A 12,266-nucleotide genomic window follows, 5' to 3' on the forward strand; every position below is an offset into this window, starting at 1 on the left:
ATTTTAATAATAATGTAGTAAAACTTTTGTTGGGATAAAAATATACTTTGAGCATAGGTGAGGTATTTATATGAGAAGTACATGGAAAGAATTAAGGGGGATGGACCTTAATGTTTGGATCCGCTTTATCGGAGAAGCCTTAAATAGTATCGCGATGATGATGTTAATGCCATTTTTCTCATTATATTTGAAGGATAAAGTAGATTCTCTACTTGAGGTGGGTATAATTATAGCTTTATCTCCAATCGCAGCAAGTATTGGTTCATTAATTGGAGGGCATATAGCGGATACTTATGGTCGGAAACCAACTATGGTGCTCTCTATGGCCAGTAATGGGCTACTAATGCTTGTTTTTTTGTTTATTGATGGTTTTATAGCATATGCCATTTTATCTATTGGTTTAGGGCTATGTAATTCTTTCTTTGAACCAGCGGCATCTGCAATGGTTACCGATGTAACAGAACCCGAAAAAAGAACTGAGGCATATGGATTACTTAGGATGGCTCATAATATAGGAGCTGCGATAGGCCCTATAATTGGAGCTGCAGTTGTGGTTGTATCAAAAGATGTCATATTTTTGATTACTTCTGGAACCATGCTGTTTTATACAATATTAATGTTATTGTTTCTAAAGGAAACAAAACCTAAAAATATCATGATACATGAGGAAACACATAAACAGTCAATAAGATTTACGTTAAGAGTTGTTATAAGAGATAGAATATTTCTATTCTATATAGTGACGGGAATCATTATATTTATGGGATTCTCACAATCGGAAGGTATGTTACCACTTCATTTTAGTAATGAGGATACGATGATTTTCGAAAATGGTAATCCATTTCCATATTTAATGACTTTAAATGGCTTATTGGTTGTATGTTTTCAAATTCCTATTTCAAAGTGGCTAACTCACAAATCAATTGGTAAATCAATGCTATATGGTGCCATTCTTTTTGGTGTTGGCCTTTTAGCAATAGGATGGTTACCAAAGTGGTTTCAAGTAATAGACGCAAATGATTTAGTTATTCTAAGTTCATTATTAATAGCTTATACAGTTTATACAGTAGGGGAAATGATTATGTCACCTGTCCAAATGACATTTGTTGCAAATATAGCTCCAGAACATTTGAGGGGGACTTATATGGGAGCTGCTAATCTGCAATGGATTACAGGTAATGTATTTGGACCTCTTCTAGGTGGTGTATTACTGGAGCATCTATTAGGACATATGTTATTTACAATCTTAGGTGTGGGTTGTATTATTTCTGGATTTGTTTACTTACTATTAGATAGACTTATTGAGAATAGAAGTAAAGAAATACCTATAAAATAAACTTTAAAGGAATCAAAGCGATTCAATCCTTATATAAACAAACTTAGTCTTTTTAGTATGTGTGTGCGATGAATTACAAATATCAATAACTATTGTATAATATCCCCTTATATCCTCATGATTCTGTTTAGTTCTTAAGAAACTTAGCAAAGAAACTATTTTACTAACCAAAATTCACTTTATTTGAGAGGATTGTTAAAAATGAAATTAAATAATTCTGATGAAATCAGTATTGAAAAAGCCGCAAATATTACCAAAGAAAAAATGGAGTTATTATTACTGGCTGACCCCTCAGAAAAGATAGTTAATGGATACCTTAAGCAGGGGAAGTGCTTTATTTTAAAGAAAAATACTGTTACTTTAGGTATTATGGTTTTAATTCCTACCTTCCCTGAATCAATTGAAGTTATAAATATAGCGGTTTCTGAAAAAGAACAAGGGAAAGGTTATGGGAAACAGTTACTTAAATTTGCGATAGACTATGCTAAAACACAAAAATATAAAACTATAGAAATAGGTACAGGAAATTCCAGTTTAATGCAACTAGGTCTCTATCAAAAATTCGGATTCAAAATAACAAATATCGATAAAGATTTTTTCTTACGAAATTATGAAGATGCTATTTATGAAAATGGCATTCAATGTACGGATATGATTCGATTAACACAATATTTGTAAGTTATTTTTATGAGTGGCTCCAAAAAGAAGGAATCGTTGTCGTACCCCTAATGGTGTGCCTTATAATAATTACTACTTGTGGTTTCACGTTATGGAAGACGAAATTAATCATCGTGGACAAATAAGAACAATTAAGCGATTGATGGGAATTAATAAATAAATCTTATTCAACCAAAGGATGCTTTACTTGAGAAAGTCACTAGAAGAGTCAAATGATAACTATGAACTGCCCCAATTGCTAGGTTTTGTTTAACAATTGGGGGCAGTTCATTTATAGAGTATAAGTAATCAGCTTTTTGTTAATCATGAGGTAGATATTTTTAGCTAAAAAACCAATAATGGAAATATAATACAGATTATGACCCGTTTTTACACGTATCTCGGCTGAACCCCTAGTAAACTCCTCCTTAAAGTAAAAAAAAGGACAAACCCCGCCCGAGTTAACTGGGCGTAAGGTTTGTCCTTCACGCTACGTACAATAGAGTATAAACAATGGAAACAAATTTTCTATCTATATAATACCATAAAATTTATATAGAATGCGATAGGAATTTTAAAAGAAAACAACTCAATTCATATAATTTCACGCACCAGATTAAATAAACAAAATCCAACAAACATAACATTAAGGGGATTCTCCTTGCTTCATCATACTTATAGTGACAATATAAAACGCTATTAAGCATAAAAATACGCAACAAACAACGTCTCAAAAAGTGTGTGTATTAATGAAGTGTGGCATAAGTGCATTTTGATACTTTTTGAAGTAGTTTATGATGCAAAAATAATCTATATCTAAAGGTGTACCTTTTGTAGTTCTTTTTTCAAGATGGTTCATATGTAAAAAGCAAAACTAAGTTTACACATTTTAATAAATTGTAAAACAAGCCGTTAAATATCCAAATAAAACCCAGTAATATCATGGACATGTACCGATATCACTGAGTTTTATGAGTTTAACATTTTGTATGTTTTATAAAACTTATATTTCATTCACATTGGATGTGCTACAATAGGTGGAAATACAATATTAAATCGTATTACATCAAAAATCACATTAAGATACATAGGAATCAATAAGATAAATAGAGAATATACCCAATCCATTTTGCACCTAATTAGGTTATCAAATATACTCATCAAGGGGTCCTAATAAATGAAAAATTTATCTCTATATAGTTATTCAATGAGATAATTTTTTTTGTTATGCAAAGTAAGAGAAATGTATAATGGCGGTTTAAAGATAAAATATATAGGAGTTGAATAGTAAATGAAAGATATTTATGAATTATTGCTACAAGTTTATCCGCTTGTTACAGAAGTAGAAGAAAAACCATGCACTGAATACGAAAAGTTAAAAATTAAAGAATCATTAAAAAAGTTACTTTTAGAAAGAGAAAAATGAATAAATCTTACTAATAAATTAAATAAAAAAGAAAATCAGGACCTGATTGACTTAAGTAATTAGGTTTTCTAAAATCACAAAGATTTTACCCGCCAAATGTTTAGACTAAAATATATTTTTTCTAGAAATCTATTACTATCTATACTCTTCTCCTTAAATATAAATCATAATAGTCTTACATGAGGAATTTTTAGAATATTGTTGTTTTTTGGAATGTTTATGGTATAATTATCCATGTAATATATTAACAAAAAGGGAGGGAGATATGCATGAAGAAAAAAGCGATTACATTTGCTTTATTGGGATTACTAGCAGTAGGTTCTGTTGTACCAATAACAGCAAAAGCTGCAGAAACATGGGATTATGGATATAATCAATCAAAAATGCAGTGGTATAACCATTATTTACATTCTTCGTTAAAACACTATGGTACAATTACCAAAAACGGTGTAACTTACTATGGACCAGTTGCAAATCCTGGAGGTTGGTCGATGTTAAATTTAGATTTTAACGGACCATACGCTGTTAGTTATAATAAGCACGTTCTATAATACTAGTTGCCAAAAGGGATTTATATATATTAATAAATCCCTTTTTGCTTTGAAAAGGTGATAAATATATGATTGAAATAATAAATATGTGCAAGGCATTTAATAGAAAAACTATTTTTAAAGATTTTAGCTTAGAAGTAAAATCAGGCGAGTTCATTGGTATCGTCGGAAAAAGTGGTCAGGGGAAAACGACTCTTTTAAATATAATGGGCACTTTAGAAGAAGCTGATTCAGGTGTTGTAAAAATAATGGGTAAAGAAATACATAAAAGAAAAATAAAACGACTTTTATTAAGAGATCACTTAGGTTTTATCTTTCAAAACTACGCTTTAATAGATAACGCAACAGTAAATGAAAATTTAGAAATTGCTCTCAAACATAAAAAATTGAAGAAAAAACAAAAACATGATGCTATATCTTTAGTATTAAAAGAAGTAGGTCTTGTTGATTATGAAAAGGAAATAGTACATACCCTGAGTGGTGGAGAACAGCAACGTGTTGCAATCGCTAGATTGCTACTTAAAGATCCTTCTTTAATTTTAGCAGATGAACCAACTGGATCATTGGATAGTGAGAACCGAGATATTATTGTATCCTTGTTTCAGAAATTACATAAACAGGGAAAAACAATTATTATGGTGACTCATGACAAAGATTTAACTAAATTCTTTTCAAGAACAATAGAATTATAAGGGAGGAATGGTTATGAAAAAATTAATTTTTCTTCTCTTTATAACCACTTTTATAGTTATAAGTTTTTTATCTATAAAACAATTTGAATATATTCAATTTCAATCTTTTAATAATGATAGTACAGGTGAAAAATGGAATCTAATTGTGGAAAATGGGGATTCTCAAAAAAGCAAATTTGAAAATTTTCGTTTATTAGAAAAGATGGCAAAACAGGCGAACGTAAACTTCCAAAGAATATCTTATGAAAAGGATAAAAATAACAAAGATAAGACAGTATATTATGTGGCCTTTTTTGAAAATGATAAATACTTTGAGGGATTAAAATTAAAGTCTGGTAAATTTTTGAATATAAATAGCGATCAAAATGATTTTATGTCAACCATAAAAACTCATAACAATCATCAAGTAGGTCAACTTGAAATTTTTCATAGTTTTGACCCAATAGAAATTCGTCCAATGATTGCCGCTGAAAAAACAAAGGACATCAAAGGTACATATACTTTAAATGGAAAAGAAAACGCAGAAAAATTAAAAGATTTAGCATCTGAATATGGATTTATTGTAAAAATTTCAAAAGAGGAAGCTCAAAGTTCAATTACCCAATATCCTTATCAAGATATGATGTACAAAGCATCATTAATATTATGTTTATTAATAGCACTTGCAATGTTATATGATGTAATTAATAACTATAAAGAAATAGCAGTTAGATATTTATTAGGATATAATTTCTGGCAAATTGGGGCTTTTTTATTTAGGAAGTATATTATAGTTTTCCTAAGTTCATTATCTATAGGAATTTCAGGGCTATTAGTATACTTATATTTTTATAACGGGTTCCAACAATTGTTCCCTTTTCTATATTTTTGGTTAAACAATACAACTCCATTAATTTTAATTATCTTACTAATATTTATCGTTACATGGTTAGGGACCAAAACCATAAATATTTCTCAAATGATTAAAAATAAAAAACCTATAAAACTATTGTTTTATATAAATATTATTATTCGGTTTGTATTAGCTATTTTTCTTACATTGGGATTACAACAAGGAATTAGTTCTTTTCTTGGACTTAAAAGTACTGTGGATAAAGAAAAAAAATGGTCTCTATTAAAAGACTACTCTTATTTAGGAGTAATCTCAGAATCTGAACCAGGACTATTAAAGTCTCAAAATGAGGAAGAAAAGCGACAGTTTCAATTATTATATACAGAACTAGAGTCACAGGGAGCTTTTTATATTTCTCCATCTGCTTACTATATGGATAGTTCTGAAATTCCTATAGGCCCAAACCCTTGGGGAATGGATGGAAAGAAAGTTGAAATTAACAAAAATTATCTATCTGTAAATCCGATTATTGGAGTTGATAATAAACGGGTGGAAATTTCAGATGACCCTAATTCTAATGAAATAACTGTCATTGTACCAAAAAAATTTAAGAAATACGAAAATGATATTAAAAGTACTATAGCAAAAGATTATACAGGTATATATAATGAAACAGATTCTATCCCTCCCAAAGTGAATATTTTATATGTTAAAAATAATCAATCTTACTTTACCTTCTCTACAAATATGGCAGAAAAGAATAACTATGAAATAACTGATCCAATTGCTATAATAGTAAATAGTAAATTTGATCCACGCATTTTGGCAACTAGCATTTCTATGGGATATGGTTATTATACTAAAAATAGCGATCGTGAAAATCCTTTCAAAGTAACACAAGATACTTTAAAGAAGCATAATTTTGATAAGGTTTGGCAACCTATTTCTGTAGCTTATTCTAATGTGGAATTAAAGATAGCAAATAACAAAGAATTGCTACAATTAGCCACAATTTATTGTAGTCTATTTGTAATCTTGGCAGCTGTTTTATTATTTTTCTCTTCTATGTATTATTTAGAAATGAACAAAAAGTCATTAGCATTACAATGGATTTTTGGTTATAACTTTTTCGAGAAACATTATCTCGCTTACTTGGTAATATTGGTATTTTGGAATTTTACGTTTGCGATTTGCTTTTTTAATACAAGTAACACTTTATTACTTGTAAAAACAATCATAGGACTTACAATTTTCGACATAATATTAATCAGTATTATTTTAAGCATAAAAGAATATAATATTACGAAACAGATACTTATAGAAAAATAATGTTGAAAAAGGAGATTAAATGGGTGAATAATAAAAAGATAACGGTTAGCTTTTTAATTATTATCCTCCTGCTATCTTTAGGAGCTTACTTTTACTTCTTCTTTTTAGAAAAAAAAGAAGAAGTAACTAATACAAATAATGAAAAAAGTTATCAACAAGAAAAAAGTTCAAATACAAGCTCGATTCCAGTTAAAGAAAATAAATACTATGTTGTTTATATTAAACAAAAAAATGGCAATGGTTCATCCTTTGTTCCTGTAAAACTCAATCCTGGTTTTAAAAATGACGCTGATTTTAATGTAAGTATTTCATTTGATGATTATGGAAATATCATAAACGATAACAAAATTATTGTGATTGATAATTTTGTTATTTCAAAGGAAAACAAAGAAATGATTAAAAAAATAGCAGGAATAAATGAATATAATGAAGCCCTACAAGAAATTGAAGATCGAGTAAATGAGACTAAAAACAATCTAAAAAAAGAAGGACATATTTAAATAAAGAGAGTCAATCAAACTCTTATATATGGCTATATGTACGAGTATACTTAGTATGATAAAACATAATCTATTAATTACTTATATTTGTAAAACAGGCCCTTATGCTAAAGTACATAAGGACCTGTTTTTTTTATGGGAATGGTGAAATTATAAAAAGCTATTCATCATTAACTATTAATGTTAAGCCAAGATAATATTGAAAATTTGATACTAGTGTTGGTTTGAAATAAAGATTGATGATTTAAAACAAAGTCTGATCATTTATAAAAAAATTGATAATTAATAATAAAGTCCTGATATAAATTAATTAGGTAGATCAAAAAGCATTCGCTATTTTTATGGAAAATGAATAGTTAAAAGATTCTGTACTATTTAAGCAGAAAAACAAAAAGAACTTGTAGGAATCACTACAAGTTCTTTTTAGATAATGTAAAAAAGTTAAAAAAACTATCTCATAATTTGAATCGGAGCAAACACTATAACCACGGGTTGATTATAGTATACACCAAATATTAACATATGATCTTTTCACATTTGAAAATTATGTGAATTTAGAAAAGAAGAACAAATAACCATCTTGAACACCTAAAAAATCTCAATTGAATACTTTGAACAAAACACTTTAAATCAATATCTATATTATAACAAATTATGAAAAATATAAGTATAGGTAAATAGAGAAGAATGGTTCATTCTTCTAGAAAGAACACGCTGTGCTTTCGCCAACTTATCTTCTAATGATCGTAAAAACTTCGGATTTTTATAGTGTGTTCCATCTGACAAAATAGCGAAATCTTTTAGTCCTACATCTATTCCAATGTAAGAATGTGTTTTCGGAAGTTCTTGTACTTCTGTTTCAACTAATAGTGACACAAAATATCTACCAGAAGGGTTCCGTCTAACTGTAGCATTTACAATACGCCCCTCTACTTCGCGACTTTTAGCAAATGGAACAAGGCCTAGTTTCGGCAACTTTATTTTATTCCCTACAAAGGCAATGTTTTCATTTGTTTGTTTTGTGGTATAAGATTGTACGTTGTTCTTCTTAGATTTAAAGCGCGGTGCGCTGTTTTGTTTTTTGAAAAAGCGTGTATAAGCATCCGCAAGGTTGCGAACAGACGACTGAATCGCAATACTATCCACTTCTTTTAGCCAAACAAGCTCTTTCTTCATGGCAGGTAGTTTGGCAGAGCATATACCATAGGTCAAGCCATTTCCTGTCTCTTTGTATGCGTGATCCCATAAGGATAGGAAATGATTGAATACAAAGCGAGAACACCCTATCGTTTTGTTGATTAGAATTGCTTGTGCTTGATTTGGATAGATACGAAACTTATAGGCTTTATTAATCATTATTTGATTCACCTCCATTTTAGTATATGACTATTATATACCAAACGTACATTCGATAGGTAGTGGAGTAACACTTTCTGTATGTCGAACAATTAAGATGGCTTCCTGCCATCCCTTGTTCGAAGCCAATTCATCTCCCACCTACTCACTGGGCTGTGACCCTTCACGCTCCTTGAGGAAGGAGTCTTCTTGGCTAAAATGATAAAACGATGGAAGAGGAGTATTTCGAAAAGAACCAAGTTAACTATGATCGTTTAGCAAGTGGATATTAAGATAAAATTTGAATTTTGTAGAAAAACGGAGGGGAATAGAATGGTGAGAAATTTAGATTGGGGCGGACTGAAAAGTAATTGGGAAGCTTTTAAAGAGTTCGTTCAAAGAGAAGGGAAAGGCATTAGCAAATTAACGGATTACTATTTTGTATTCAGAGAGGACGACTACGGTGATGAAGCATACATTTTTACAACGCATTCAGACTGAGATGATTGGCTATCGGAAATGTTTTGGCAATGGGAGCGTTATGATACTAGGAATGTTGAAGATTCGATGGATGATGTGTTTGTTTGGAAGTTAATTTCTGAAAGTGATTTTAAACGTTTAGATACGCTATATGAGGGAGCAAGAAAAACATCGATTGAAATCGATGGAAAAAGATACTATAGAAAGTTAATAAAAGTATCTGTAGAGCCAACAGTTGTTGTTTTGACTAATTTTTATTAAAAGCGTTATTTTAAAATTAAAGAGCGCCCAAGGGAGCGCTTTTCGATCAAGACAATATTGAAAAATACTCGGTAATATATGTAATCTTTTTAACTTTGTGAGATTAATCAAAAGTTTTTCGACTTGTTTTTGGAGGGTATTACATTTTGTTCTATTTTTTCGTAAAGATTAAGTAATTGTTTGATGAATTTAATTTTCGGTGTTAACCAATATGAAAATAGTGCTGAAATAATTCCTATTAAAGCTCCTGTTATGACATCGAAAGGATAATGAACTCCTACCCAAATACGAGAAATAGCTACGCAGAATGCAAGTACAAACCATAACCATCTAGCCTTTTTACGAACAAGCCAGAATGAAAAACAAATCGAAAAAAATAGAATCGTATGGTCGCTAGGAAATGAATTATCTACTGCATGATCGACAAGTTTATTAACATTAGGTAATACTGCAAATGGTTGATAATTCAAATGCAAATTCCCTACTAATTTTCCAATTATTTCAGCAGTTACGAAGGCAACTATTGCTTGAATAATCATCATTTTGTTTTTTCTAGATTGAGTAAACCAATAAGCCATAATAATTAAACCTAAAAAATACACCATATATTCCGCTAAAAATACCATAGTGGAGTTTAGGGATGAATATTGCTTCCCTAAATCATTGATAGTTCGAAAAGCATCAATATTTAATTGAGAAAAAGACATTTTTAAATCGCTCCTTATTGTTTGTGTATAAGGAGAATTATAGTAAAGGGTTTATAGTGAAAAAATTGATTTTAGTGACATTAGTCTTACAAAACTGTAAGGATTAGCTCATTAAAGATTTTTAATAAAATAGTTATTTTGTAAAAGGATCTTTAAACCTATACACAAAGATAGCAGGCAACTAATTAAGTTACCTGCTATGCTCGCACACTTGCACAGAGGAGCGCCTTCCATTTGGAAAGAGAGGAGCCAGGGAGAAAGCGACTCAGGTGTAGTATGTGTAATAACAAAAAGGATTATTCAAAAAAGGGGAATGAAAAATGAATACAATTACTATTAAGTTTGGACAAGGTACAACAGCTTGGCAAGGTATGCAAGAAGTAGTTAAAGCTCTACATGATAAAGGATATATCGCACAACCTTACGAGGATATTGGAACGGTTAAATTAACTAAGGAATTTAAAGAAGAAAATTAAACAAAATTCTTATTTTTTATTGAAATAAAAAAAACATGCACAAAAATTGTACATGTTTATATAAAATCTATGTCTTGTCTATGTAAATATATGTTTGTTTTATGAAAATGGTGAGTACCTTTAAAAAGCAAAGAGCACCTTTTAAGATGCTCAATGGCTAATTCTGAAATGATCATGGTTAATGTATGTATGTTTCTAATATATGTGCAGTTTTTATTTAAATATAAAGAGCGCTTTTTAAGGCGCTCTCTGACCAAGATTTTTATAGAAAGTAGGTGTCAGCTCACAAGGCCTAATTTGTAAGCTGAATACATGTTCAACCCATATTAAAATATGTATTTTCTCAGGAAGTGTGAAAATACATTTATAACAAAATCTTTATTTAAATAATAAAGCAGCTAGCTCAATGAACTAACTGCCTTATTGTCCAACAAGAATGGATACCCACATTACGTTGTAACTTAAGGTTACAGCTTTAGTATGAGCAGAAGCGACAATGTTATACAAGAAAGCTAAATAAAAACATTATTAGGCACAACAAAGCAGCTAGCCGGATTAGCTAACTGCTCCATTGCGGTTTGTTGAAAAAGAAGTTCACGCATACAAGTAAATAATATGTAACTTCAAGTTACAGTTATAGTGTGAACGGAACTTAAAATTTTATCCAGGATTTACTTAATTTTAATAATAACTAACAAAAAGAAATTGGAGTTTGCTTACTGTAATATAAGTTGCGAAAAATTTATTACGGCTGGGATTACTGTAAATATTCTTAGTGAAATTGTTGCTGACCTTGTTGGTTACCCATTTGCTGACCTTGTTGATTACCCATTTGTTGATTTTGTTGTAATCCTTGCTGTTGTCCTTGAGATGCTTGAGATAAAGATTGATGTAACTGTTGAATTTGATTTTTAAGATTAGTTAATTCTTGTGAAACTTCTAAATCAGCAGCTTTACGTGCCACTGCTTCAACTTTTTTCTCAGTACGTTTGTCCATTTTTAACTCCTCCTTATGTAACCACATCATTGTGTGGAACATTTTTATAATGTATAAATTCTTATTTTTGATACTAAAAAATAAAATTTAAAGACTAGGGAAGAGAGGTATATAAATAGTACTTTAATCGAAAATAGGACAAGCAAAATTGCTTGTCCTACAAGGAGGAAATTTCAAAACACCAAATTGACTCGTATTAGTAAACAGGTTCCATAGTATGATTCAAATTAAGAAAGTTATACAAAAATAGCAGGCAAAGAAACTTTGCCTGCTTGTGGGTTGAATGAGTTAGCCAATTGTGATGAAACGCCTTCCCATCCTTTTACAAGAAGAGTGAAGCCACTAGTTCGAATGGCTTAGAAGTATCGTGTGTAGTTTAGTTGAAAAATATGTAAAAGAAGATAAAGAATTTATTTTATAGCAAAAAAGAGCATTATTTGTAAATGCTCTTGAAAGATGAGCTTCAATAATAACAAGAGATCAATTCAATATAATTTATGATTTTCTTATTTTATGATGGAAACTAAATGTAAAATAGTAGAACAGCTGCATAGGCTGTTCTACTAAGGAGCGGGAATTTTGAATTTGAAGTGCATGTGCGCCCATACGGGCATTTAGAGATTCAACTCTAGCAAAGTTGTAGGCTCAGGTCTCACAAAAGCCTATCATCAACCAACTTATCCATGA

Annotated in this window: 11 protein-coding genes and 2 pseudogenes; 10 read left to right on the forward strand and 3 right to left on the reverse strand. The window is 30.2% G+C overall.

What is annotated here, in order from left to right; all coding sequences use genetic code 11:
* Nucleotides 1–70: 70 nt before the first annotated feature.
* The 7 genes from MR169_RS07580 to MR169_RS07605 all read left to right on the forward strand — a co-directional run bounded on the left by MR169_RS07580 (nucleotide 71) and on the right by MR169_RS07605 (nucleotide 7,323).
* Complete coding sequence (locus MR169_RS07580) at nucleotides 71–1,336, forward strand: MDR family MFS transporter (RefSeq protein ID WP_242319207.1); 1,266 nt, start codon at nucleotides 71–73, stop codon at nucleotides 1,334–1,336.
* Nucleotides 1,337–1,537: 201 nt separating this feature from the next.
* Nucleotides 1,538–2,014 carry a GNAT family N-acetyltransferase gene (locus MR169_RS07585; protein WP_242319208.1) on the forward strand — a complete coding sequence of 159 codons (477 nt, stop codon included), beginning with the start codon at nucleotides 1,538–1,540 and terminating at the stop codon, nucleotides 2,012–2,014.
* Nucleotides 2,015–3,284: 1,270 nt separating this feature from the next.
* Complete coding sequence (locus MR169_RS28190; RefSeq protein ID WP_255446532.1) at nucleotides 3,285–3,419, forward strand: hypothetical protein; 135 nt, start codon at nucleotides 3,285–3,287, stop codon at nucleotides 3,417–3,419.
* A 269-nt stretch (nucleotides 3,420–3,688) separates the two neighbouring features.
* Nucleotides 3,689–3,970: a lactococcin 972 family bacteriocin gene (locus tag MR169_RS07590; RefSeq protein WP_061884968.1), complete on the forward strand. Its 282-nt coding sequence runs from the start codon at nucleotides 3,689–3,691 to the stop codon at nucleotides 3,968–3,970.
* A gap of 68 nt (nucleotides 3,971–4,038) precedes the next feature.
* The gene (locus MR169_RS07595) at nucleotides 4,039–4,662 is read left to right on the forward strand and encodes an ABC transporter ATP-binding protein (RefSeq protein ID WP_061884969.1); all 624 of its coding nucleotides are present in this window, start codon (nucleotides 4,039–4,041) and stop codon (nucleotides 4,660–4,662) included.
* Between the two features lie 13 nt (nucleotides 4,663–4,675).
* The gene (locus tag MR169_RS07600; protein WP_061884970.1) at nucleotides 4,676–6,823 is read left to right on the forward strand and encodes an FtsX-like permease family protein; all 2,148 of its coding nucleotides are present in this window, start codon (nucleotides 4,676–4,678) and stop codon (nucleotides 6,821–6,823) included.
* 23 nt (nucleotides 6,824–6,846) lie between these two features.
* Entirely contained in the window at nucleotides 6,847–7,323 is a 477-nt protein-coding gene (locus tag MR169_RS07605; protein ID WP_061884971.1) for a hypothetical protein, read from the forward strand.
* 681 nt (nucleotides 7,324–8,004) lie between these two features.
* Here MR169_RS07605 and MR169_RS07610 read toward each other — a convergent pair.
* Nucleotides 8,005–8,679, reverse strand: a pseudogene (locus tag MR169_RS07610) (RNA-guided endonuclease TnpB family protein); the annotation flags it as partial.
* Nucleotides 8,680–8,991: 312 nt separating this feature from the next.
* Here MR169_RS07610 and MR169_RS07615 point away from each other — a divergent pair.
* Nucleotides 8,992–9,159, forward strand: a complete 168-nt coding sequence (locus MR169_RS07615; RefSeq protein ID WP_231122462.1) for a hypothetical protein — start codon at nucleotides 8,992–8,994, stop codon at nucleotides 9,157–9,159.
* A gap of 18 nt (nucleotides 9,160–9,177) precedes the next feature.
* Nucleotides 9,178–9,399, forward strand: a complete 222-nt coding sequence (locus tag MR169_RS07620) for a hypothetical protein (protein WP_231122463.1) — start codon at nucleotides 9,178–9,180, stop codon at nucleotides 9,397–9,399.
* 107 nt (nucleotides 9,400–9,506) lie between these two features.
* Here MR169_RS07620 and MR169_RS07625 read toward each other — a convergent pair whose 3' ends face one another.
* Nucleotides 9,507–10,106: an undecaprenyl-diphosphatase gene (locus MR169_RS07625; protein ID WP_242319209.1), complete on the reverse strand. Its 600-nt coding sequence runs from the start codon at nucleotides 10,104–10,106 to the stop codon at nucleotides 9,507–9,509.
* 320 nt (nucleotides 10,107–10,426) lie between these two features.
* Between MR169_RS07625 and MR169_RS07630 the strand changes: the two are divergent.
* Nucleotides 10,427–10,576, forward strand: a pseudogene (locus tag MR169_RS07630) (DUF8088 domain-containing protein); the annotation flags it as partial.
* Nucleotides 10,577–11,354: 778 nt separating this feature from the next.
* On the opposite strand, the gene MR169_RS07635 reads toward MR169_RS07630, so the two are convergent.
* A complete protein-coding gene (locus MR169_RS07635; protein ID WP_242319210.1) occupies nucleotides 11,355–11,579 on the reverse strand; it encodes a hypothetical protein in 225 nt (74 codons plus the stop codon).
* Between the last annotated feature and the right edge of the window lie 687 nt (nucleotides 11,580–12,266).

The sequence above is a fragment of the Bacillus cereus group sp. BfR-BA-01349 genome, from assembly GCF_022663795.1.
Classification (GTDB): Bacteria; Bacillota; Bacilli; order Bacillales; family Bacillaceae_G; genus Bacillus_A; species Bacillus_A cereus.

Coding starts and splice junctions, on each gene's coding strand:
- MR169_RS07620 (WP_231122463.1), top strand. CDS start 9,178: ATGTTTTGGCAATGGGAGCGTTATGATACTAGGAATGTTGAAGATTCG.
- MR169_RS07590 (WP_061884968.1), top strand. CDS start 3,689: ATGAAGAAAAAAGCGATTACATTTGCTTTATTGGGATTACTAGCAGTA.
- MR169_RS07625 (WP_242319209.1), bottom strand. CDS start 10,106: ATGTCTTTTTCTCAATTAAATATTGATGCTTTTCGAACTATCAATGAT.
- MR169_RS07585 (WP_242319208.1), top strand. CDS start 1,538: ATGAAATTAAATAATTCTGATGAAATCAGTATTGAAAAAGCCGCAAAT.
- MR169_RS07595 (WP_061884969.1), top strand. CDS start 4,039: ATGATTGAAATAATAAATATGTGCAAGGCATTTAATAGAAAAACTATT.
- MR169_RS07600 (WP_061884970.1), top strand. CDS start 4,676: ATGAAAAAATTAATTTTTCTTCTCTTTATAACCACTTTTATAGTTATA.
- MR169_RS07615 (WP_231122462.1), top strand. CDS start 8,992: ATGGTGAGAAATTTAGATTGGGGCGGACTGAAAAGTAATTGGGAAGCT.
- MR169_RS07635 (WP_242319210.1), bottom strand. CDS start 11,579: ATGGACAAACGTACTGAGAAAAAAGTTGAAGCAGTGGCACGTAAAGCT.
- MR169_RS07580 (WP_242319207.1), top strand. CDS start 71: ATGAGAAGTACATGGAAAGAATTAAGGGGGATGGACCTTAATGTTTGG.
- MR169_RS28190 (WP_255446532.1), top strand. CDS start 3,285: ATGAAAGATATTTATGAATTATTGCTACAAGTTTATCCGCTTGTTACA.